The organism is Natrinema salinisoli, assembly GCF_020405205.1.
Lineage (GTDB): Archaea > Halobacteriota > Halobacteria > Halobacteriales > Natrialbaceae > Natrinema > Natrinema salinisoli.
Map to the genome: position 1 here is coordinate 2,596,240 of NZ_CP084469.1, position 20,657 is coordinate 2,616,896.

General features: G+C 65.0%; 22 protein-coding genes. 11 read left to right on the plus strand and 11 right to left on the minus strand.

The annotated features are described in order from the left end of the window. Positions 1 to 17: 17 nt before the first annotated feature. Complete coding sequence (locus LDB05_RS12880) at positions 18 to 662, minus strand: metallophosphoesterase family protein (RefSeq protein ID WP_226007910.1); 645 nt, start codon at positions 660 to 662, stop codon at positions 18 to 20. A gap of 151 nt (positions 663 to 813) precedes the next feature. Between LDB05_RS12880 and LDB05_RS12885 the strand changes: the two genes are divergently transcribed. Beyond that, the gene (locus LDB05_RS12885; protein ID WP_226004396.1) at positions 814 to 1,083 is read left to right on the plus strand and encodes a hypothetical protein; all 270 of its coding nucleotides are present in this window, start codon (positions 814 to 816) and stop codon (positions 1,081 to 1,083) included. Positions 1,084 to 1,124: 41 nt separating this feature from the next. Here LDB05_RS12885 and LDB05_RS12890 read toward each other — a convergent pair whose 3' ends face one another. Then, positions 1,125 to 1,970 (minus strand): helix-hairpin-helix domain-containing protein, encoded by an 846-nt coding sequence (locus LDB05_RS12890; RefSeq protein WP_226004397.1) that lies wholly within the window; start codon positions 1,968 to 1,970, stop codon positions 1,125 to 1,127. A 190-nt stretch (positions 1,971 to 2,160) separates the two neighbouring features. Between LDB05_RS12890 and LDB05_RS12895 the strand changes: the two genes are divergently transcribed. Then, a complete protein-coding gene (locus LDB05_RS12895) occupies positions 2,161 to 2,679 on the plus strand; it encodes a gamma carbonic anhydrase family protein (protein WP_226004398.1) in 519 nt (172 codons plus the stop codon). Positions 2,680 to 2,690: 11 nt separating this feature from the next. On the opposite strand, the gene LDB05_RS12900 is transcribed toward LDB05_RS12895, so the two are convergent. Further along, the gene (locus tag LDB05_RS12900) at positions 2,691 to 3,194 is read right to left on the minus strand and encodes a hypothetical protein (protein WP_226004399.1); all 504 of its coding nucleotides are present in this window, start codon (positions 3,192 to 3,194) and stop codon (positions 2,691 to 2,693) included. A gap of 76 nt (positions 3,195 to 3,270) precedes the next feature. After that, positions 3,271 to 4,398, minus strand: a complete 1,128-nt coding sequence (gene pdhA / locus LDB05_RS12905) for a pyruvate dehydrogenase (acetyl-transferring) E1 component subunit alpha (protein WP_226004400.1) — start codon at positions 4,396 to 4,398, stop codon at positions 3,271 to 3,273. Between the two features lie 179 nt (positions 4,399 to 4,577). Between pdhA and LDB05_RS12910 the strand changes: the two genes are divergently transcribed. Continuing rightward, positions 4,578 to 4,895 carry a DUF7344 domain-containing protein gene (locus LDB05_RS12910; protein WP_226004401.1) on the plus strand — a complete coding sequence of 106 codons (318 nt, stop codon included), beginning with the start codon at positions 4,578 to 4,580 and terminating at the stop codon, positions 4,893 to 4,895. A gap of 394 nt (positions 4,896 to 5,289) precedes the next feature. Then, entirely contained in the window at positions 5,290 to 6,105 is an 816-nt protein-coding gene (locus LDB05_RS12915; RefSeq protein WP_226004402.1) for a TrmB family transcriptional regulator, read from the plus strand. Positions 6,106 to 6,170: 65 nt separating this feature from the next. On the opposite strand, the gene ygfZ is transcribed toward LDB05_RS12915, so the two are convergent. Both ygfZ and LDB05_RS12925 read right to left on the minus strand, forming a co-directional pair. After that, on the minus strand, positions 6,171 to 7,262 hold the full coding sequence (ygfZ, locus tag LDB05_RS12920) for a CAF17-like 4Fe-4S cluster assembly/insertion protein YgfZ (protein ID WP_226004403.1): 1,092 nt from the start codon (positions 7,260 to 7,262) through the stop codon (positions 6,171 to 6,173). A gap of 39 nt (positions 7,263 to 7,301) precedes the next feature. Further along, positions 7,302 to 7,598, minus strand: a complete 297-nt coding sequence (locus LDB05_RS12925) for a DUF6432 family protein (RefSeq protein ID WP_226004404.1) — start codon at positions 7,596 to 7,598, stop codon at positions 7,302 to 7,304. Positions 7,599 to 7,810: 212 nt separating this feature from the next. Here LDB05_RS12925 and LDB05_RS12930 point away from each other — a divergent pair, with 212 nt between their 5' ends. The 3 genes from LDB05_RS12930 (at position 7,811) to LDB05_RS12940 (ending at position 9,941) form a co-directional block, all read left to right on the plus strand. After that, positions 7,811 to 8,857, plus strand: coding sequence for a DUF7093 family protein (locus tag LDB05_RS12930; RefSeq protein WP_226004405.1), 1,047 nt, complete (start codon positions 7,811 to 7,813; stop codon positions 8,855 to 8,857). A 199-nt stretch (positions 8,858 to 9,056) separates the two neighbouring features. Continuing rightward, positions 9,057 to 9,440 carry a DUF5611 family protein gene (locus tag LDB05_RS12935; protein WP_226004406.1) on the plus strand — a complete coding sequence of 128 codons (384 nt, stop codon included), beginning with the start codon at positions 9,057 to 9,059 and terminating at the stop codon, positions 9,438 to 9,440. 312 nt (positions 9,441 to 9,752) lie between these two features. Next, positions 9,753 to 9,941, plus strand: a complete 189-nt coding sequence (locus LDB05_RS12940; protein WP_226004407.1) for a hypothetical protein — start codon at positions 9,753 to 9,755, stop codon at positions 9,939 to 9,941. 44 nt (positions 9,942 to 9,985) lie between these two features. Here the strand turns inward: LDB05_RS12940 and LDB05_RS12945 are convergent, their stop codons facing one another. Next, positions 9,986 to 11,524 carry a heme-binding protein gene (locus LDB05_RS12945; protein WP_226007911.1) on the minus strand — a complete coding sequence of 513 codons (1,539 nt, stop codon included), beginning with the start codon at positions 11,522 to 11,524 and terminating at the stop codon, positions 9,986 to 9,988. 177 nt (positions 11,525 to 11,701) lie between these two features. Here LDB05_RS12945 and LDB05_RS12950 point away from each other — a divergent pair, with 177 nt between their 5' ends. Then, positions 11,702 to 12,226, plus strand: coding sequence for a PadR family transcriptional regulator (locus tag LDB05_RS12950; RefSeq protein ID WP_226004408.1), 525 nt, complete (start codon positions 11,702 to 11,704; stop codon positions 12,224 to 12,226). A gap of 72 nt (positions 12,227 to 12,298) precedes the next feature. Here the strand turns inward: LDB05_RS12950 and LDB05_RS12955 are convergent, their stop codons facing one another. The 4 genes from LDB05_RS12955 to LDB05_RS12970 all read right to left on the minus strand — a co-directional run bounded on the left by LDB05_RS12955 (position 12,299) and on the right by LDB05_RS12970 (position 17,794). Next, a complete protein-coding gene (locus LDB05_RS12955) occupies positions 12,299 to 14,140 on the minus strand; it encodes a site-2 protease family protein (RefSeq protein ID WP_226004409.1) in 1,842 nt (613 codons plus the stop codon). A 64-nt stretch (positions 14,141 to 14,204) separates the two neighbouring features. Beyond that, positions 14,205 to 15,911: a lysine--tRNA ligase gene (gene lysS / locus LDB05_RS12960; RefSeq protein ID WP_226004410.1), complete on the minus strand. Its 1,707-nt coding sequence runs from the start codon at positions 15,909 to 15,911 to the stop codon at positions 14,205 to 14,207. Next, positions 15,908 to 16,633, minus strand: coding sequence for a UMP kinase (gene pyrH, locus LDB05_RS12965; RefSeq protein ID WP_226004411.1), 726 nt, complete (start codon positions 16,631 to 16,633; stop codon positions 15,908 to 15,910). Before pyrH ends, lysS begins: the two co-directional genes overlap by 4 nt. A gap of 96 nt (positions 16,634 to 16,729) precedes the next feature. Further along, a complete protein-coding gene (locus LDB05_RS12970) occupies positions 16,730 to 17,794 on the minus strand; it encodes a CapA family protein (RefSeq protein ID WP_226004412.1) in 1,065 nt (354 codons plus the stop codon). A 167-nt stretch (positions 17,795 to 17,961) separates the two neighbouring features. On the opposite strand from LDB05_RS12970, the gene LDB05_RS12975 reads away from it, so the two are divergent. From LDB05_RS12975 to LDB05_RS12985, 3 genes are all read left to right on the plus strand, one after another. Then, positions 17,962 to 18,801, plus strand: coding sequence for a molybdopterin synthase (locus LDB05_RS12975; RefSeq protein WP_226004413.1), 840 nt, complete (start codon positions 17,962 to 17,964; stop codon positions 18,799 to 18,801). Positions 18,802 to 19,051: 250 nt separating this feature from the next. Next, entirely contained in the window at positions 19,052 to 19,297 is a 246-nt protein-coding gene (locus tag LDB05_RS12980; protein WP_226004414.1) for a DUF7123 family protein, read from the plus strand. Between the two features lie 188 nt (positions 19,298 to 19,485). Beyond that, the gene (locus LDB05_RS12985) at positions 19,486 to 20,646 is read left to right on the plus strand and encodes a site-2 protease family protein (protein ID WP_226004415.1); all 1,161 of its coding nucleotides are present in this window, start codon (positions 19,486 to 19,488) and stop codon (positions 20,644 to 20,646) included. Positions 20,647 to 20,657 lie beyond the last annotated feature (11 nt).

Sequence of the window (20,657 nt, forward strand, 5' to 3'; positions counted from 1 at the left end):
TATCTTCTTCCGCTCGTTCAGTCACGTTCCGCCAGGTCGTGCTCGTGACTCTCGAGTGCGAGCGTCGCCGGCTCGAGCGTGTAGTATCGCTCCCAGGCGGGAGCGAGACCGACGACCCTGGTCCCCGCGATCTCGGCCTCACGGTGGCGATGGTGGTGACCCACCAGACAGAGGTCGGGCGAGATCGCCTCGAGCAGGTCGTCGACGTACTCGCAGCCGGGGTCGTACCCGTAGGACAGCAGGCCGTTCGGTGCTTCGTGCGTGAGGAAGACGTCGATATCCTCGAGTTCGGCGGCCTGCTCGACGTCTTCGTGCGTGAAGTGGCGGCGACGCTCGCCCGCGAGTTCGGCCCGCGATCGGTCGTATCTGGTGGGGGCGAAGTTTCCCGAGAGGCCGGCCACGCGGAGCCCGTCGACCGTGGCCGCCGTGCTCGCGAGGAGATGGACGTTGTTCGTTTCGTCGAGATCTCTGCCCGACCGAAGCGCGTCGATAACGTCGAAGTCCTCGTTGTTCCCCGCGATGAACCACGTCGGTGCCGGCAGGTCGTAGTGCTCGAGGTCGCCGAGCTGGAGCACCCGATCGGGTTCGAGGGACCGGTAGAGCTCGAGGAGAATCTCGCATCGATCGGGATCGGACGCGTGGGCGTCGCCGAGGACGAGCATGCGACCACGGAGGCGTTCGACTCGCATAGTACTCACGCCGAGGGCGTGGTTCGCCGGGAATCCGCAGCGAGACGGGGCCGCCGTCCCGACCGAGGTCGTCCGGGCACATTCAAGGATAGTATTTAGACGGACTGACGGCTGAGAACCAGATATGGCCGATATTCCCGACATCAACAAAGTAGAGACGGAAGACGACTACACCCACGTCCGGTTTCGCGATCCCGACCGGTACGAGGAGATCCGAACGCCCGACTGGGCGGAGCAGCCGGCGGAGTCGGTCTCCGAGGGCAGCGAGGTCCGCACCGGCAAGATCGAAGGGGAGGACGACTGGGAAGTCACGAGCGTCCTGATCGACAAGCACGTCAGCGAGGACGAAGCGAAAGAACAGGCCCGCGAGATCGTCGACAAGATCGAGTCCTGAGGCAGTCCGGTGTCCGGAAGTCGTGGCGGTCGTGAACCAGCTTAGGCTTCGGCCTGTTCGATCCACTCTTCGGCCTGGCTCTCGGAGATGTCGGCGGCTTCAGCGACGTTCTCGGCGCCGGCGCGCGTGAGGTCCTGAATCGTCGCGATACCGGCCTCCGAGAGCTGCTCGCGGACGTCCGCGTCGATTCCTTCGACGGCCTCGAGCGTGTGCTCCGGATCGGTTTCGATCTTCGTGTGTGGTTCGTCGCTCCCCTGGACGGGAATCTCTCGAGTGACCGCTTCGGCCTGCTCCTCGAGTTGCTGCTGGAACTGCTCGATCTGCTCGGCCTGTCGTTCGAGCAGGGTCTCGACGTCACCGGTCTGGTCCTCGAGCTGGTCTTCGAGCTGATCCTGCAGCTCCTGAGTCCGCTCGAGCTGCTCGCTGAGCTGTCCGGAGAACTCGTCGACGTTCTGGACCGCCTGATCCTCGACGGATCGCGTCATCTCGAGGAGCTGGTCGGTCTGCCCGTCGAGCGCGTCGACGAACTCCTCGGAGAGCTCGTTGGCGGACTCGACGTCCCGCTTAACTTCACGCTCGAGTGCGTCGTAGAACTCCATGTGGGTCGTGTGCAGCTGATCGAACGTCTCGTCGATGGTTCGGTGGACCTCGGGAGAGTCGTCGCTGGGCAGCATCGCTGCCGTCGCGCTGACGTAGCCGTGCGTCGCCGCCTGGGCGAGCGCGAGTTGCTGGCGCTGGAGCGACGCCTGACCTTTGAGGCCGGTGAGCGCCATCGTATCGACGTTTCGCTGGGTGGCCATCCCTTGCTTGAACAGCTGCTGGCTCTGTTTGACCGCGGTTCGCTGTGCGTCGAACATCGCTCGAATGGGGGATTCTGATTGGCTCATGTTCGACTAGTCATCCGGCCCGACACGGTATAAGCTGTGGGCTTGCATACCATCAGATGGGTTTGAATGGTAGCAATCGAACGATAGGGTGAGTGGCCGGCTCCGATTCCGTTCGGTGGTATCCGCTCGAGGGTGACTGTCACGAGTACCGTGATTCAGTATTATGAACGGGTTCGTGGTCCGTTCACGTATGGTCGACAGCAGAACCTACGAGTTCGAAGGAGAGCGACCGACGATCGACGAGACGGCGCGGGTGAGCCGAGAGGCGACCCTCGTCGGCGACGTCGAGATTCGGGCGGATGCCAGCGTCTGGCCGGGCGTCGTTCTCCGCGGCGACATCGGTCCCGTCCGAATCGGACGGGAGACACACGTCGGGGATAACGCGACGATTCACGCCTCGGAGCTCGCGAACGAGGTGATGATCGGACACGGGGCCGTTCTCAACGAGACGACCGTCGAGGAGCGAACCCTGGTCGGATTCAACACGACGGTCAACACCGACGTCACGATCGGCAGCGGAAGCATCGTCGCCGCGGGGACCGTCATCCCCGACGCGTACTCGATCCCGCCCGAGTCGTTCGTCCGCGGCGTTCCCGCGGAAATCACGCCGCTCGAGGAGACGGGAATCGACGCGGCGGAAGTCCACGACGCGTTCGCGTCGGGCGAGTACACGAATCTGGCACAGCGCCACGAGGAACTGTTCGAGTGAGCCGAGAGCCGTTAGGACTGTGTCGTCGCCGATCCCATCTCGAATATTTCTCGGTAGAGACTCTCTGCAACGCGATCGATATTCTCGGACGCCTCGCTGGCGGCCATCGTATCGCCGACGCCCTGCCACTCGACGGAGAGTTGGGCGATCGGTACCAGTGCGATGCCCCCGATCACGATTTCGCCGTCGGGGGTGTGTACGTGCCACTCCGTCCGCATCCCGTTCGACGAGCGGGTGACGTCGTCGATCTCGCCGCCGGCGTCGACCCACCGCTCGACGAGGCCGTCGGTAAGTCGGCGGAGTTGCCGTTCGCCGAGCAAGTGGCACGCGACGCCGCCGCCCGCGAGCAACGCGAACGCGGCGGCTGCCATCGTGAGTCCACCGTAGGAGAGGTTTATCGACGCCGCGAGGCCGGCCGTCACGACGACCAGCCCGAGCACCCGCGCGTCGACCGCGCTCGGTACCGTGCCGTTCCAGGTCGCCGACCCGCTCCGGGACGGCTGCTCGAGTTGCATATCGACTGCACCTCGAGACGGTGCCCCGATAGGGGTTGGCCTGTCCCGCTGCTACCTTTATACGTTCTCGGGGGCGTTACTCGTCCTCGAGCAACGCGTCGTCGCCGTGTCGCTCCCGGAGGTCTGCGAGGAAGTCCCGTTGCTCCTCGAGTCGCTCGGTCGGCTCGTCGTAGACGTATTCGAACATCTCGCTGGGGTCTCCCTCGACCGCCTCGGCCTTGTCGACCAGCGTCGCGAGCGTGTCATCGATCTCGGTCTCGATCGTGTCGATCCAGTCGTCGTCCAGCGCCCCCTTCTCACGGAGGTACGCCTCGAATCGGTCGATCGGATCCTTCTCGCGCCACTCCTCGACCTCGTCGTCGTCTCGGTAGACGCTGGGGTCGTCCGCGGTCGTGTGTGCGCCGTAGCGGTACTGGACCGCCTCGATCAGGGTCGGTCGCGGTCCGTCGCCTCCTGTCCCGAGCGCCTTCTCTCGTGCGGCCGCCGTGACGACGTAGGTCGCGAGCGGGTCCATCCCGTCGACCTGCACGCCCTCGAAGCCGTAGGCGTCGGCCTTCTGGGCGATCGTCGCGCTCGCCGTTTGCTGCTCGCGCGGGATCGAGATGGCCCACTGGTTGTTGTTACAGAAGAAGATGTTCGGCGTATCGAACACGCCCGCGAAGTTCATCGCCTCGTGGAAGTCCCCCTCGGAGGTCGAACCGTCACCGAAGTGGACGACCCCGACGCGGTTATCGTCGTTCAGTTTCGCCGCCCACGCCCAGCCCACCGAGTGCGGAATGTGGCTGGCGATCGAGATGTTCAGCGGAAAGACCTCGATGTCCGTCAGCGCGGCGTTGCCGTCCTCGTGGCCCATCCAGTACAGCAGGTACTCCCACGGGAGCCCCCGTGCGACTAACGCCCCGTGCTCCCGGTACTGAAAGGAGAGCATGTCGTCGTCCGCGAGCGCATACGTTGACCCAATCTGTGACCCTTCCTGCCCCGCCAACGAGGAGTACGTGCCCATGCGACCCTGCCGCTGGAGGCTGATCATCCGTTCGTCGAACTGCCGGGCGAACCGCATATCCCGATACATCGATCGCAGCGTTTCCGTCTCGAGATCCGGCTCGAGTTCGGGAGCGACGACCGTCCCGTCGGCGTCGAGTATCTGAATCCGATCGTCCGGCGCTCGATCGAGCAGTCCCCGCTCGAGGACGTCTCCTGACATGGATTGTTCCTTAGTTTCCCCCTATATAACAGTAGCTCTGAACCCGCGCCGGTCGACACTCGATCGGAGGGAGACGAGCCCGATTCGGTCGAGAACGCTCGTTCACTCAGTTAATCAAAACATATTGAAAGGGTGAAAACCCTGCGTATTGATGAAGACAGGGCTTGATAACTGATAGTGTGTCACAACTGAACGACGAATTATTCGACGCGTTAGCGAACGAACACCGCCGACGGATACTGTTCGATCTCGTCGACGAGAGCAGGCGCGGCGAGTTACCGGTCGCTATCGACGCGACTCAGGAGACGAGTGACGACCGGGCCGCGGCCGGCATCGAACTCTCCCACGTCCACCTCCCGAAATTAGAGGATTACGGCCTCATCGATTGGAGTCCGGGCACGGACACCGTGGAAACGGGACCTCACTTTTCGGACGTCCGCCCGATCCTCGAGCAGCTCTGCGATCATCAGGCGGTAGTAACGGCCGAGTCGGCGTAAGCGACCCACCGTTCAGTACGTCACATCGGTATTTTCACTTCGCGTCCAGCGACCGCTCTCACCACCGGTCCGACGGCACTCGATGACGCTGCAGCGATCGTCGAGCGAGTCGAACAGCTCGGACGAACAGGGGTCTCAAAACACGTAATCGGTTTCGCAGTCGCTATCGAACGATCGCAAAGGGCGAGTCCCGCGTGGTTGGGCCTAACAGGACTCGCCATGTTTCCCTATTGACCGTGTCGCTAAGTAGCTTGTGTGATGATCCGAGTGAAATCCGTATTTCTCGAGTTCGCCTGTGAGAAATATAACGGTAGGCGCCGAATTTCGACACGAATGCTTTTGCACCCGCGCGCTCTACTCCGCATGTTCGGATTGCCGAATTCGTGGTTGGGCCATGACAACAAACGACACATCACAAGAAGCGATCAGCCTGTTGCAGGACCTCGGGCTCCAGGAGTACGAAGCGCGCTGTTTTATAGCGTTGAACAAACTGCCGAACGGGACGGCGAAGGACATCCACGAGATCTCCGAGGTCCCCCGGACGAGAGTGTACGATGCGATTCGCGTCCTGGAGTCACAGGGGCTGGTCGAGGTACAGCACACGAGTCCGCAGGTGTACCGCGCCGTCGGAATCGAAGAGGCGACGCAGACCCTGCGACAGAAGTACGAGGATCGGATCGCGACCCTCGAGACGCATCTCGAGAACACGGAAGTACAGGACGTCGACGATGACGATCAAGTACAGGAGGTCTGGTCACTGACCGGCCACGACGCGATCGAGTCGCGAACGATCGAACTGATCAAAGAGGCGGAGTCCGAAATCGCGTTGCTCGTCGTCGACGAGGACATTCTCTCCGAGACGCTCCTCGAGAGTTTGCAGACGGCAGCACGGAACGACATCTCGGTCGTCCTTGGCGGGCAGACGGAAACGATTGCCGACACGCTCGGTTCCGAGACCTCGACGACCAGCGTGTTCGAAACCGGTCTCGACTGGCTCACCGGCTCCGCGAGCGATAACGAAGTCGCGATCAGTCGCATCCTGCTCGTCGACCGCGAGACGCTCCTGATCGGGTCGTACTATCCGAACAAGCCCGGCGGCAAGACGGAAGAGCAAGCCGTCTTCGCCCGCGGCCTCGAGAACGGGATCGTCGTCCTGCTTCGCCGACTGGTGACGGCGGGACTACCCCAGATCAAGGATCCGGGGCAGTGACTCCGGCGTCTCGGTCACGGCGTCCTCGAAGCGCGTATTGAACGAGCCGTAGCGGCGCGACCGAGCTACTGATACTGTGGCAGCCGATCCGACCGATCCGAGCCGTCGACGAACGGCAGGTCGGTCAGGGCGGCATCGACTTCGTCGCCGCCGACTCGAACCGTCAACTCGTCGCTCTCGAGACCGTAGTCGACGATCGCGAGCGCGATGACGTCCCCGAGCATCGGGCTCTCGCCCGCGCGAGTCACCTCCCCGACCGACGCGTCGCCGTCGAAGACGGCCGCGCCGGAGTCGGGAACGGCCTCGCTCTCCAGGGTCAGCCCGACGAGCCGTCGACTCGGCTGGCCGCGGTTTTCCACGCGCGAGACGACTTCCTGACCGACGTAGCAGCCCTTTTCGAAATCGAGGGCCGTTCGCAGTCCGAGCACGTTCGGCAGCGTCCCCTCGAGCTCGGTGTGGAACAGCGGCGAGCCGGCCTCGAGCGCGAGGCTCTCGAAGGTCCGGTAGCCGAACGGGGCGGCGTTGAGTCCCTGATTGAGCAGCGTGTCGTGGACGGCCGCGGCGTCGTCGGCGGCACAGATCACCTCGTAACTCTCCTCGCCGGTGAGCGCGTCGGTCCGGATGACGGAGACGCCCTCGTCGCCCATCGTCCCGCGGACGAACGAATAGCGCTCGTCGGGCGAGCCGGCACCGTTGAGGACGCTCGCGATCTTTTCGGTGGCGTGTGGCCCGTGAATCCCGAAGACCGCGTAGTCGTCCGTCGCGACCCGGATGTCGACGTCCTGGATGAACACCTTCTCGGACCACTCCTCGGCGAGCGGCTCGGCAGTTTCGGGCTGGGTAAAGAGCAGCAGCCGCTCGCCCGCGTTGTAAACGTAGAGTTCCACCTCGATCCCGCCCTGGGGATCGAGGACGAGCGCGTAACAGCCCGTCCCGTCTTCTTCGGGGACCCTGTTCGATACCACGTTATCGACGTACTCGACGCGGTCGTCGCCCTCCACGACGATCACGCCGTAGGCGAACTCGAGCAGCCCGACGCCGTTGCGGACGGCCCGATGCGTCCGCTCCGGCCGTCCGTAGTGCTCGACGATCCGCCGACCGGCGCGCTCGCCGAACGTGGCCCCGTGATCCGCGTGGATGGACTCGATGACGCTCATGCCTACTCTCTGGGGCCTGACCCCCTCAGGCGTTTCGATTCAAAAAGGGATCCGTTCGCGGATCCACTCGCCGAACGACTGGTCCTCGTCCTCGTCGGTCGGCTCGTCGGGCACCACGCGCTCGGCGGGCTTGATCACCGTCTCCGACCCCGATTCGACGACGATCAGGTCGTCCTCCTTGAGCGTCGACAGCGCCGTCTCGAGTTCGTCGATATCGACCTCGACGGCCGCCCGGAGCTCGAAGACGGTCATTCCGTCGTCGGCGCGATCGACCAGCGCGTCGAGTACCGCTACCTCCGTCCCCTCCCGGTTCCGGTACTCCCGCTTTGCTCTCATCTGTATGTCCATTCGACCACCCGGGATTTGACGTTTGCCGTTCCGCGGACGATCCACGGCCACCCTAGACTCGAGAACGGGCCTGACCGCGATTCAGCGAGCCGCCCACCCCTCGACCCACCGTCATCGAACTGCCCGATTCGCGAGAGTGTAACGCGACTGAGGCGAACAGGCAGCACGTTTTTTATGCACTGGGTCGGTACGGTCGCACAATGGTCCTGCGATGTTCGCTGCTCGGACACGACTTCGGCGAGGCCGAGGTCGAACGCGAGCGCGAAGAACGGGGCAGTGAAGTCGTCGTTACCGTCCAGGAGTACGAAGAGTGTGCCCGCTGTGGCGAGAAACACGTCATCAGCGAGAACACCGAGGTCACCAGCCTCTCCGCCGGAACGGACGCCGACTCGATCCCCGACGAGCCCGATACCGAACCGCCCGAACCACCGCTCGAGTCCGACGCACCCGACGGCGATCCCGACGGGGACTCCGAATTCATCGATGCCGACGACGCCGTCGCCGAGATGCCCGACGGCGACGACGCCGAACTCATCGACGCGGACGACACCGAGCCGGCCGGACCCGAGACCGAACCGTCCGCGACCCCGGAGCCGGACTCGACGACCGCCGCTGTCCCGGGAGCCGATGCTGACGGCGATACGGGCGGGGTCGATCTCCCGACCGACGACGCCACCGACCCCGTCACCGACGACGGTGAGATCCTCGAGGACGACGAGGACTCGCCCGACCGGGATCGCGATCACGGCGAGTGGCCCGACTCCGACGACGTCGGCCCGCCGGTCGGCAGCGAGTCCGAGCCGGCCACCTGGCCGGACGACGCGGCCGACGCCGATCCGGACGCCGACACCGGCGGTCCCGACCCGGCAGCGATCGACGACGACGCCGTCCTGCTCGAGGACGACGAGACAGCGAGCGGCACCGAGACCGGGGCTCCCGGGGGTACCCAGGGGACGACCGGGGCCGCAACGGACGCGCGGTCAGTGACCGCTGATCCCCCGGACCCCGCGACCGACGCCGCCTCGGACCCCGCGACCGACGCCGACTCGGGAACCGGTATCGAGCGCGCCGCGTCCGCACCGACACCCGCCGAGAGCAGCGGCGGACCGGCCGAGGACGTCCCGACCGAGTTCTACTGCCCGCGGTGTGAGTACGTCGCCCCCGGAGACCGGAGTTCGCTTCGCAGCGGTGACATCTGCCCCGACTGCCGGAAGGGCTATCTCAGCGAGCGCGAACGCCGACAGTAACGCGGATCGAACCGGAATCGGACGACCACTCGGTTTGCGTCAGTTCGGGCTCGCCGCTCGTCGACGCTCTCTCGCTTTTCGACCCGACCCCCGGTCGACAGCGGCCCGAATCGACAGTCTCCCCCGCCCGAGGACCCATCAGACACCCGAAACGTCGGGTATGAAAAGAGGTAAACACTCCGCCGTGTTTCTTCGAGCCATGAAGGAGTACAAGATGCGTCGCGGTGAATATCTCGAGGAGCGAATTCCCGACATGGAGGCAACCATCGAGGACTACTTCGGCCCGATCACGGGGACCGAGGAGTACAAGGGCAACGACCTCCACGTGATCGGCGAGCCCGACAACCCGGTCTTCGAGAAAGTCGTCGTCGGCACCGTCGAATACTCCGGCAAGAAAGACAAACTCGGCGTCGAGTTCTACGAACGCGACCCCACCGAGCTCGGCCCCGACGAACTCGAGGCCGCGGGCGAGGCCGTCGACGCGAAAAACGACTTCCTGCTCGAGGCGACCGGTCGCGACGCCAAGTCCCGTCGCGAATCGATGAAGCGGACGGTCGAAGACGATCCGGATCACGACTTCTAACGAAATTTTACGCTGCGGTCTATCGCGAGCGAGGCACGGAGCGTCTCGCTCGCGATGTCCCTCGGTAAAATTTCGATCAAAAGCACTCCTCCCTCCGTTCCAGGCGCTCGGGAGCGCCTTCCACATCGGTCGTCGGCCCGCTCGCTCGTTTCACTCGCTCGCGGTCGTCTCGGGTGAGCGCCTGCCCTCCCCCGGGTCGAACGGCTCTCGCGTTGCTCGAGCCGTCCTCCCGGCCACGGCACTGATACGTCTCGATCAGTCTGTCAATCGGCTTCGTAACGGCTTTCCTCGGGGCGTCGAATATCGCGCACAATGGACGCACAGTCGTTTCTCGCCGCGACGCTCGTCGCTCACATCGGGTTCGCGATCTTCGTAACTATCCACGCGCATCTGACGGGGCGAGACGCCGACAAGTGGCCGTTCGTGACGCTGGCGTTCGGACTGGCCGGGATCGCCGCCTACTTCTTCTACGACGAGACGACCGACTCCGGTCAGCGCTGAAATCGGGTATCGCCTCGAGCCGACAGGAAAAGGCCGCCGCGTTCTCAGGCGAGGAAGACGTGTCGCGGTCGGTCCGCGAGGACGTCGCGGCCGAACTCGACGGTCTCCGAGAAGGCGTCGCTGCGGAAGAACTCCATGGCGTCCTTGCGGGCGTCCCAGCGGCTGGCGATGAACATGTCGTTCTCGTCTTCGCGGTTGACCAGCAGGTCGGTCTTGCGGTGGCCGTCCATGTCGGCGAGGAGGCCGCCGACGTCCTCGAAGACGCCGACGAAGTCGCCGCGGTGATCTGGCTTGACGGTGTAGAACATTCCCATCGTGCCCCAGGAGTCGTTCGCTTCGTCGTCGCCCGCCTGCCGGACGATCTCGGGAAGGTCGGCGAGGAAGCCGGCGGCCGTACTCGCGGCCCGTTCGGTATCCCAGAGGCTGACGACCGCGGTCTCCACCTCTTCGCCGCCATCTCGCGGTTCGTACACTGCCGTCTTCACGTGCGTGTCGTAGTGATCGAAGTTCCCTCGCAGGCCGTCGACCTCCTCGAACAGCTCGTCGGGGTCGGCCGCGGAGTAGAGCACGACCGCGTGGACGTCCTCGCCGTGGGGCTGGCCCGCGTAGACGCCGATGTCCTCGAGTTCGCTCCGGAGATCCTCGTCGTCGCTACCGTGTGCGTGATCGGACCCGTCGTCACCGTGGCCGCTCGAGTCCGCGTCGCCGTCGCCGTGGTGATGGCCGCCGGAGCCGCCGTGGTGGCCATCGGAGTCGCTCCCGTGTGGATGACCGTGCTCCCCGTGAGCGTCACCCTCCTGTGGAACCGCCTCGCCAGCGAGGAAGGACCCGAGGTGTTCGGGCGGGAACCGGCGCGCCGAGAGGAACCGGCCGAACTCGGCGAAGCGGGAACTCGAGGGGTCGAAGCGCATCTCGTAGAGGAGTTCCTTCACGTCGGTCGGGTCGTCCGCGAACAGGGTGACGCCCCACTCGAAGTCGTCGAGGCCGATGCTGCCGGAGATGATCTGCGTGACGCGTCCGGCGTACCCCTTCCCGATCTCGCCGTGGGACGACAGGTGCTCCGCGCGCTCGTCGAAGGGCATGTCGTACCAGTTGTCCTCCGGTCCGCGGCGCTTGTCCATCGGGTAGAAACTGAGGAACTCGCTGTCGGGAATTTCGGGCTTCAGACGGGACTCGATGTACCGTTCCATGCCGGTGTCCTCGACTTCGGCGTCCTCGTCGAAGTAGTCCTCGGACATGTAGCCCGAGACCTCCGTCACCGAGAGGTAGGAATCCGCTCGCTCGGTGAAGTCGGCGAGTGCGGTGTGCTCGAACCGCCGCTCGAGCGTGTCGATATCAGCGAGCGTCGGTCGGAGGTGGAGGACGAGCAGGTCGGCCTTGTGGCCCAGCACCGAGAAGACGGCCGAATCACCTGCCTCGGCGTCCGCGACGGCCTCGCAGGACGTCAGATAGTCGATACCCTCGTCGATCGCCTGCGAGCGGCATCGCTCGGGTGCGCCTCGCCAGGCGTCCCAGTCGATCGACCTGAAATCGTGCAGGACGTACCAGCCCTCGTCGGTCTGTGGCGGTCGCCGTCGTTCCATGAGCGCGGGTTGGAGCGGGATCGCTAAGAAGGGCCGGGTTTCGGTCGGCTCCCGTCGCGCCTGCTGGCGTCGACTCGTCTCCGGGAAGCCGCCGGATCCGTCGTTTCCGGCCATCAGCTCGTCGCTTTCTACCGTGACCGAAACGCTTTACATCCGTCCGTTTAACCCACCAGTCGTATGCGAAAGAGCGGGCCGCCGAAAGGGCTTATCGCCTACCTCGTGCTCGAGCTCCTCGAGGAGAAGCCCCGCTACGGCTACGAGATTCTCAAGGAGATCCGCGAGATCAGCGGCGGTCACTGGGAACCCTCCTACGGCTCGGTCTACCCGATCCTCTACAAGTTCGAGGAGAAGGGCTGGACCGAACGCATCGAACGGGAGGACGAACCCGATCGGAAGTACTTCGAACTCACCGACGACGGCCGCGCGGAACTCGAGGAGCGCCGCGAGAGCGGGTCGGAGAAGGCCCGCGACTTCGCCGACGTGATCCTCGGCTTCTTCCACGTCTACGCGGCGTTCTCGACGGACGACCGGTTCGAGATCCCCGCGATCGAGGGCGAGTGGCGCTTCGACGAGGAGTTCAGCCGCTGGGTCGTCGAACAGGTCGTCCGCCACTACGAACACTACTTCGAAACCGAGTTCGAACGGCTCGAGGAGACGCCCGAGGAGTTCTACGACCGCCACGGGATCGAGACGGACGAGTAACCGGAGAGAGTGACAGGCCGTCTCGAAAAGGCGGGGTCGCTCGGTTCGTCGCACACGGTCGGCCCGTTCCGATCAACCCGAGAACAGTTCCGGGCCGAACAGCAACATGAGGAAGCTCACGAGCATCGTCACGCCGATCGCCGTCGTCACCACGCGGACCATTCCGCGGGTCGCGTCGATCGGTAACCGGGAGACGATCGCCTCCGTACTCGTCCGGAGGATGTGGCCGCCGTCGAGCGGGAACGCCGGGATGCAGTTGAAAAAGCCGAGCTGAATGTTGATCCAGCCGGTCCAGAACAGCAGGTTCGCCAGCACGAAGACGGTCCCGTCGCCGAACGCACCGAGCGCTCCCTGAGTCTCGTAGAAGTTCTGGACCCCGCCGGTGAAGCCGGCGAAGTTGAACGGCATCGCACCGCTGACCCCGAGGACCGGCAGCATGATCGTGATCACGATCTTTCCGAGGAAGGTGTCGGTAATGGGACCGAACCGCGTCTCGCCGTCGCCGCCGAGCAGCCCCAGATACTCGCCTGCGGGATAGAGTTGGACGCCGATATCGTTCATCGCGATGCCGGACGTTCCCGGCTGGCCCTGAATTCCGAGGAACCCGCTATCGGCCCGCGGATGCTCGTCGAGCGTCACGGTGTAGGTCTCGCGTTCGTCGCCGAAGTAGCCCGCCACCTCGACCTGCTGATCGGGCTCGCTGTCCTCGAGGATGGGAGCGAGGTCTCCGTAGGTCTGGATGCGCTCGCCGTCGAAGCGAGTGATGACGAACGTCTCGTCGGTCGGCCCGGTTTCGCGCTCGAGCGGCCCGTCGGCGGCGACCGAGACGGCTGCGCCGATCGGTACCTCGCGTTCGACGCGCTCGTCGCCGCTCGCGGGGTCGATCGTCAGCGTCACTCGCTCGTCGTCACCGACGGCGTCCATGAATCCCCGTTCGGTCGCGATCGTCTGGCCGTCGACCGCACGGATCTCGTCACCGGCAGTGAGTCCCGTCGGGCCATCGTCCATCGCCGCGGTCACGAGCAGCGATCGATCGACGCTCACCGTTTCCTCGCCGTTGAGTTCGACTGTCACTTCCTCGCCGTCGGCGGCCTCGAGCCGATCAGCGAGGTCGTCGTTGCCCTCGACTGCGGTGCCGTCGATCGCCGTAATGCGGTCGTTCGGTTCGATGCCGGCGTCGGCGGCGGGCGAATCGGGTGCGACGCCGCCGACGGCGGCACCGGGCGCGACGCCGATCGCGCCGACGACCGGTCCGAACAGCAGCGCGAAGGCCAGCAGCGTGATCGCGAAGTTGTTCGTGACGCCGGCGGCGAACATCCGCGTCTGGCCGCCGCGAGAGGCCGCCTTGCTGCTTTCCTGATCGGGTTCGACGAACGCGCCGACCGGAAGGACCGCGAGCATCGCGACCCCCATCGAGTCGATGTCGATGTCCTCGACGCGACAGAGCAGGCCGTGACCGCCCTCGTGGACGACGAGGCCAACGAGCAGGCCGAAGACGATGCCGGGCGTGGCGGCGAGCGGCAGGAAGTCGTTGACGCCGGGGATGACGAGGACGTTGCGCGGCTGTCGAACCGCGGACGACGTCATCTGTGGCGTCGAGAGTGCGGTCATCGCCGCCTGGATGAGAAACGCGAACATGCCCACCATCACGACCAGCGCGATTCCGACGCCGAGGTTCGACCACGCCCGCCAGAACCGCTTCGGACGAGCGAGGCGATCGAGCAGCACTCGTCCGCGTTTGGTGTGGAACGTGAGAATCGGACCCTGCGTACCAATGTAGTCGGGGAGATAGCCGGCGTTCCGGACGGCGATTATCGCGACCCAGTAGAGGAGGAGGCCGACCAGAACCCACGTGACGAGTTCCGAGCCGAATATTTCGGGCGGTGAGACGAACGCGAACGAACCGTGATCCATTAAGACTATCTCCGGGTGGCGTTCTCAAATGGCTTTTGTCTGTCCGGCCGGCCATCCGGGCGTGTTAGCGTTCGCGGCGAAGCCGCCCGACAACGAACTCCCGGTCGACCTTCGCGAGGAACGGACCGAGCTTCGGGCCCTGCTCCTCGTCGAAGAAGAGCCGGTAACCCGCCGCGAAGAAGTCCCCGACGTCGACGTCGTGGCGCCTCGCGGCTTCGTAGATCTCGCCCTGAATCTCCTCGGGGTCGTGGCCCGCCTCGATGAAGTCGGCCAGGTCCGCGAGCGCGGCCTCGGTGTCCGCATCGAAGTCGTGCTCCGGGATCGCGGTCCGCTTGAGTTCGTAATCGAACTCGTTGCCCGTCCGACGCGCCCAGTTGCGGGCCTGCTCGACCCGCTCGAGGGCACCCTCGACGGCCCACTCGGGGGCGTCCTCGGGAATGTGGCCCTCGCGCCGGGCGATCTCCTCGCGCAGGTCGGGGTCGTCGGTCATGCCGAGCACCGCGGCGAAGGTGTATGGGAGTCGGACGCGCTCTTCTCGAGGCTCTTCGACCACGAAGGGGTAGACGCGGTCGGCGAACGCCTGTTCGTCCTCGCTGGCCTCGACTTCGCCGAAGTAGGTCGCCTCGAGCCGGTCGAACTCGTCGACCAGTTGATCGAGTCGCTCGATGCTGAAGTCCCGGGCCTTCGCGGGGTCCTTCGCGAAGAAGTACCGCAGCACCTCGGGCTCGAGCAGTTCGAGGACGTCCGAGACGAGGATGACGTTCCCCTCGGAGGAGGAAAAGGGCTCGCCCTCGAGGGTGAACCACTCGTAGACCATCGGGACCGGGGGCTCGATCTCGAGGACGTTCCGGGCGACGTCTTGCCCGCTGGGCCAGGAGCCTTCGGCGTGGTCCTTGCCGAAGGGTTCGAAGTCGACGCCCAGTAATTGCCACTGGGCGGGCCACTCGAAGCGCCAGGGGAGTTTGCCCTCGCGCAGCGTGGCGGTACCCTCGCGGCCGCAGCCGTCGATGGTCTGGTCGCCGGCGTCCATATCGGTACAGCGGTAGTCGACGGTCGGCGTCTCGCCGTCCAAATCAATGCTCGTCACCGTCTCCGTGATCTTCCCGCACTCCTCGCAGATCGGGTTGAACGGGATGTAGTCCTCGTCGACTTTGTCCTGATACTTCGAGAGGACCTCGCGTGCGCGGTCCCGATGCTCGAGCACGAATCGAGTCACGTCCTCGAACTCGCCGGACTCGTACAGGTCGGTGTTCGAGACCATGTCGATCGGGACGTCGACCGCGTCCGCGCTGTCCTGGATGATCGTCGCGAAGTGGTCGCCGTAGGAGTCACAGCAGCCGAAGGGATCCGGGATGTCCGTATAAGGTGCGCCGAGATTGCGCCCGAGCGCGCCCGCGTCGACCTCGCCGAGATCGACGAGGTTCCCCCCGAGGTCACAGAGGGTCCGCGGGAGTTTTCGGAGCGGGTCGCGGTCGTCGGCGGTGAAGACCTGCCGGACATCGTGGCCGCGATCGCGCAGCACCTCGGCGACGAAGTAGCCGCGCATGATCTCGTTGACGTTCCCGAGGTGGGGAACGCCCGACGGAGAGATGCCGCCCTTGACGACGATGGGCTCGTCCGGGTTTCGTTCTTCTACCCGATCAGCAACCGTATCGGCCCAGAACGCGTGGCGGGTTTCGCTCGCTTCCTCGCGCTGGAGGGTGTAGGGGCTGATCGCGTCCGACTCCGGGGAATCTGCCGTCGCTTCGGTGGCGTCGCCGTCGGGACTCATTCTTCGTCACTCGCCCAGTAGGTCGGTTCCGCGCCGGCACCCTCAGGGACGATGTCCGTCCCCTCGTGGTCGCCGAATCGGACCGCACGCGCGATCCGCTCCGGGTCAGTGCCGTCGAGCACGATCGTTCGCATTCCCGAACGCTCGATGATCTTCGCCGCCAGGAGGTCGACCGGTGCGGACGCGCCGGCGTTCATCTCGAGGCCGGCGATGGCGTCGACCAGCTCCGCCGCGGAGAGGTGGTCGTACTTGGTCGCGTCGTCGTCCTCGTTCGGATCGGCGCTGTAGACGCCGGGAACGCTCGTTGCATAGACGAGCAGGTCGGCGTCGATGTACTCCGCGAGGGCGGCCCCGACGGCGTCGGTGGTCTGGGCCGGCGCGACACCGCCCATAATACAGATATCGTCCCGGCGGAGCGCCTCGCTGGCCTCCTCGTAATCGAGCGCGGGTGCGGTCACGGACTCCTCGCTCAGCGCGGCGATGAGCAGGCGAGCGTTGAGTCGCGTGACGTCGATCCCGAGCTGATCGAGTTCGATTTCGTTCGCTCCGAGGTCTCGAGCGGCCGAGATATACTCGCGAGCGACGCCGCCGCCTCCGACGACGGCACCGATCCGACACCCCTCCGAAATGAGGTCTTCGATGACGCCAGCGTGCTCGGCCACCCGATCCGCGCCCGGCTCGGGGACGAGGACGCTCCCGCCGATAGAGACGACCACTTTCATACTACCCCGGTGTAGCGGAGTTGCTATCTTAAGGGTTGTCAACTGCCCGGACGGCGTGGTGACACACCCCTCGAGACCCGCCGCCGTCTCTCCCCGTCACCGCTCGAGGGAGAGGACGAGCGCGTCGCCGTCCCGATCGAACTCGGTGCCGAACGGTTCGGACAACTCGCGCATTCGATCGCGGGACCACGCCGCCGCGTCCTGGCTCGCCTCGGCCACTGCACAGTCGTCGATCTCGGTCGGATGCAATCGGAGTTCGGTCGGGCGGCCCTCGGGCGTCACGGTGAGGACGAACAGGAAGCTCCGGTCGTTCCGTAACTCCCGATCGACCCGGTAGTCGTCGACGAAGTCGCCCGCGTCGTAGACGATCGGACTCCCCTCGTGGACCTCGATGCCCTGAAAGACGTGGGCGCTGTGGCCGTGAACGACGTCGACGCCCTCCTCGACCAGCCAGCGGGCGAACGCCCGGAACGACTCGGGAGGCTCCGTGACCATGTTCGGCCCCCAGTGCAGCGAGGCGACCAGCAGGTCCGGATCCGTCTCGCGTGCGCGCCCGAGCGCGTCACCCACGAGTCGTCTCGTCTCGGAGTCGTCGACGTCGTCGGCGGACCGCGTCCGACTGCGCGAGTCGCGTCGCGACTCGTCGATTTCGATCCGGGCCGTTCCCGGCGACTCCTCGTCGGCGGCGTACTCCGGCGTGTTGTCGGTGAACGAGACGACCGCCACGTCGAGTCCGTCGTGGCCGTCCGCGCCGGAGCCGTCGATCGTCCGAACCGCCGGCTCGAGCGCCTCGTCGATCGTCTCACCGGCACCCGCGTGGGCGATTTCGGCTTCCTCGAGCGCATCGATCGTGTCCCGTAGCGCTCCCTCCTCGTAGTCGAGGACGTGGTTGTTCGCCAGCGCACAGACGTCGACGCCGGCCGCCTCGAGTGCCGGGATCGCCCAGTCCGGGTCGGCCCGGAAATGAAACGGACGGTGGGTGCGCTGCCACTCTCGCCCGCGGGGCGAGAGCACGCACTCGAGGTTGATCACCAGTCCGTCCAGGCCCCGTAACCGCTCGCGAACGGTCCCCCAGACGGCGTCGTCCGACCGACGTCGCTGGCTATCGTCGACGAGTCGTCCGAGCATCACGTCGCCCGTGAAGCCGATTCGAACGGACATATCGAACGTTCACCGTGCACGGTCAAAATCCCGGGCCACCTGCCCTGGTAGGACTGAAGCCGTGCGGTGCTGGGTGGGACTGAAAGGGGCGCGCTGAGCGGTCGCGACCGCTCAGCGCGGGGCTTTCGGGCGACAGCTACAAAGTCCGACCCGACCTTACGTCGACTATGCACGTACTCGGTGTTCGGGAAGAGGGGGCCGACGACGACGCGCTCGAGGACGTCGTCGATCGAGTCGTCGATCGGCTCGCCGAACGGGGGCGCGTCGGGGTCGTCAGGTACGACGCGACGATCGCGGACGGGACGCACGCACGCGAGTCGACGACGCTCGGCGGCGACGTCACGTACGAACTGGGCGTGGACGGCGACTGGACCGCCTCGGGGACGGGGATGTCCGTCGACGACGCGCTCGATAGTCTGGCGACCGACTGCGAGTACGCAGTCGTCGTGGGCGTTCCGATGCTTCAGTATCCCTCGATCGCCGTGGGCTCGGCCGCTGCGACCGAGCGGGACGGCGACGAGACGGTTCTCGCCGCCGTCCGCGGACCCGGCGATCTCGAGCTCGACGATCTCGTGACGGCCCTCGAGTCGACCGAACCCCACGAGAGCCTCGAGTCGCTGGTCGCTCGCGTCAAACGATCGCCGCGAGCCGATCGGGCGGGCGCGATCGCGACGTTTACCGGGCGAGTCCGCGCCAAAGACAGCGCGGACGACGAACGCACCCAGTACCTCGAGTTCGAGAAGTACGAGGGCGTCGCCGACGAGCGGATGGCGGCACTGGAAGCCGATCTCGAGGCACGAGACGGAATTTTCGACGTCGAACTCTACCATCGAACGGGGATCGTCGAGGACGGCGAGGACATCGTCTTCGTCGTCGTGCTCGCAGGCCATCGAGAAGAGGCGTTTCGGACCGTCGAGGACGGAATCAACCGGCTGAAAGACGAGGTTCCGCTGTTCAAAAAGGAAGTAACGATCGAGGACGAATTCTGGGTCCACGAACGATCCTGAGCGTTCCGTTCGTTCAATGACCTCGCTGAAATAGCGTACCGGTCTGGAAAGATGAGATTATATTCGAGATCAATATTGAAACGGAGATAATACGTTAGCAGCTGTTTTAAAATATCTCGGCGGTTCTGAAGTCACCGTTAATGGTTTTATAATCGAGAGTAAAACGTCTATTACCGTCCGGATCGCTGAAGACAATCGAAATGCGGCTAACCATCCTCCGTTTATAACAGATATCCCCAACAATGGGCAGATGTCGATGAGCACGACAGCCCAAACCTCCACGGAAAGCAAGGAAATCCGCCTGAAACGCTACCTGCGCGAACGTGCCGAAGACGGTGAGCTGTACTTCAAAGGTAAGTTCATCGCCGACGACGTCGGAATGTCTCCCAAAGAGATCGGCGCGCTGATGGCCAAGCTCTCGGACTCGGTCAGCGACCTCGAGATCGAGAAGTGGTCGTACACGAGCGCGACCACGTGGCGCGTCGCCCCCGCCTGACCTCCCTGCGAGTACGAACTCGAGCCGCCCCGACGAGTATCCCCGCTTTCGCTCCCGTGCCGGCGGTACCGACGCCGGCACGATCCACTCTGAGACGTCCCAGCGCTGACGCCCCCGTTCGGTCCCGAGAAACGGTCGGCCCTGCCGACGACAGTCGTTTTATACCGTGCGATCATGAATCACTGATGATGGACGATGTCGATCGGTCCGGGTTCGGCGCGGCGGGACGCGGCGGACGCTCGCTCGAGGACGGGCCGCCGATCGATCGTATCGAGTCGGTGTTTTCGATCTACGAGGTTCACCGGGAGGACGACCGACTGGTGTACTACGGTGACCCGCTCACAAACCCTAACCGGGTGATGGAAGAGCTCTGGCCCGAGTTCCGTGCTCACGGGTACGACGCGAACCTCGAGACGCGACACGGCGAGTACGTCCTCGTCGCCGAGCCGACGACCGTCGGCGTCGACGGGATTCCGTGGACGAACCTCGTACTCTTGTTCGCGACGGTGTGTTCGACGCTCTTTGCCGGCGCGATGTGGTACCAGATCGATCCGTTCACCGACCCGGCGGCGATCTGGCGGGCCTGGCCGTTCACCGTCGCGATCCTCGGGGTGCTCGGCGTCCACGAGATGGGCCACTACGTGATGAGTCGATATCATCAGGTCGACGCCTCGCTTCCCTACTTCATTCCGGTCCCGACGCTCATCGGGACGATGGGTGCGGTCATCAAGATGAAAGGCCGGATGCCCGACCGCAAGGCGCTGTTCGATATCGGCGTCGCCGGGCCGCTGGCCGGCCTCGTCGCGACCGTCGTCGTGACCGTGATCGGGCTCCACCTCCCGCCCGTAACCGTCTCACAGGCGGTCGTCCAGGATCCGAACGCCATACGGATCGAACTGGGGTATCCACCGCTGCTCGAGTTGCTGGCGGCCGGGTTCGATCGGCCGCTGTACCGGAACGATCCCGCGACGAGCGTGAATCCGGTCGTCGTCGGCGCGTGGGTCGGAATGTTCGTTACCTTCCTCAACCTGATTCCGGTCGGCCAACTCGACGGCGGCCACATCCTCCGGGCGATGGTCGGTGACTTCCAGGAGACGATCGCGGCGCTCGTGCCGGGCGCGCTGTTTGCGCTCGCCGGCTATCTCTACTATTTCCAGGAGTACAACCTGAACACGGTCGGCGTCTGGGTCATCTGGGGGTTTTTGACGACGCTGTTCGCGTCGATGGGGCCCGCAACGCCGGTGCGAGACGACCGACTGGATCTCGGACGGTCCGTTCTGGGAGCCGTCACGTTCGGCCTGGGATTGCTCTGTTTCATGCCGATTCCAGTTGTGGTCACCGGCCCGTAGTGTAGTCTCCG

What these genes read in the sequence shown, in the direction of transcription:
- pdhA (WP_226004400.1), bottom strand. Translation starts at nt 4,398, where the DNA reads ATGTCAGGAGACGTCCTCGAGCGGGGACTGCTCGATCGAGCGCCGGAC.
- LDB05_RS12940 (WP_226004407.1), top strand. Translation starts at nt 9,753, where the DNA reads ATGGACGCACAGTCGTTTCTCGCCGCGACGCTCGTCGCTCACATCGGG.
- LDB05_RS12975 (WP_226004413.1), top strand. Translation starts at nt 17,962, where the DNA reads ATGCACGTACTCGGTGTTCGGGAAGAGGGGGCCGACGACGACGCGCTC.
- LDB05_RS12900 (WP_226004399.1), bottom strand. Translation starts at nt 3,194, where the DNA reads ATGCAACTCGAGCAGCCGTCCCGGAGCGGGTCGGCGACCTGGAACGGC.
- LDB05_RS12945 (WP_226007911.1), bottom strand. Translation starts at nt 11,524, where the DNA reads ATGGAACGACGGCGACCGCCACAGACCGACGAGGGCTGGTACGTCCTG.
- ygfZ (WP_226004403.1), bottom strand. Translation starts at nt 7,262, where the DNA reads ATGAGCGTCATCGAGTCCATCCACGCGGATCACGGGGCCACGTTCGGC.
- LDB05_RS12950 (WP_226004408.1), top strand. Translation starts at nt 11,702, where the DNA reads ATGCGAAAGAGCGGGCCGCCGAAAGGGCTTATCGCCTACCTCGTGCTC.
- LDB05_RS12955 (WP_226004409.1), bottom strand. Translation starts at nt 14,140, where the DNA reads ATGGATCACGGTTCGTTCGCGTTCGTCTCACCGCCCGAAATATTCGGC.
- LDB05_RS12930 (WP_226004405.1), top strand. Translation starts at nt 7,811, where the DNA reads ATGGTCCTGCGATGTTCGCTGCTCGGACACGACTTCGGCGAGGCCGAG.
- LDB05_RS12895 (WP_226004398.1), top strand. Translation starts at nt 2,161, where the DNA reads ATGGTCGACAGCAGAACCTACGAGTTCGAAGGAGAGCGACCGACGATC.
- LDB05_RS12970 (WP_226004412.1), bottom strand. Translation starts at nt 17,794, where the DNA reads ATGTCCGTTCGAATCGGCTTCACGGGCGACGTGATGCTCGGACGACTC.
- pyrH (WP_226004411.1), bottom strand. Translation starts at nt 16,633, where the DNA reads ATGAAAGTGGTCGTCTCTATCGGCGGGAGCGTCCTCGTCCCCGAGCCG.
- LDB05_RS12890 (WP_226004397.1), bottom strand. Translation starts at nt 1,970, where the DNA reads ATGAGCCAATCAGAATCCCCCATTCGAGCGATGTTCGACGCACAGCGA.
- LDB05_RS12935 (WP_226004406.1), top strand. Translation starts at nt 9,057, where the DNA reads ATGAAGGAGTACAAGATGCGTCGCGGTGAATATCTCGAGGAGCGAATT.
- LDB05_RS12915 (WP_226004402.1), top strand. Translation starts at nt 5,290, where the DNA reads ATGACAACAAACGACACATCACAAGAAGCGATCAGCCTGTTGCAGGAC.
- LDB05_RS12885 (WP_226004396.1), top strand. Translation starts at nt 814, where the DNA reads ATGGCCGATATTCCCGACATCAACAAAGTAGAGACGGAAGACGACTAC.
- LDB05_RS12880 (WP_226007910.1), bottom strand. Translation starts at nt 662, where the DNA reads ATGCTCGTCCTCGGCGACGCCCACGCGTCCGATCCCGATCGATGCGAG.
- LDB05_RS12980 (WP_226004414.1), top strand. Translation starts at nt 19,052, where the DNA reads ATGTCGATGAGCACGACAGCCCAAACCTCCACGGAAAGCAAGGAAATC.
- LDB05_RS12925 (WP_226004404.1), bottom strand. Translation starts at nt 7,598, where the DNA reads ATGAGAGCAAAGCGGGAGTACCGGAACCGGGAGGGGACGGAGGTAGCG.
- lysS (WP_226004410.1), bottom strand. Translation starts at nt 15,911, where the DNA reads ATGAGTCCCGACGGCGACGCCACCGAAGCGACGGCAGATTCCCCGGAG.
- LDB05_RS12985 (WP_226004415.1), top strand. Translation starts at nt 19,486, where the DNA reads ATGGACGATGTCGATCGGTCCGGGTTCGGCGCGGCGGGACGCGGCGGA.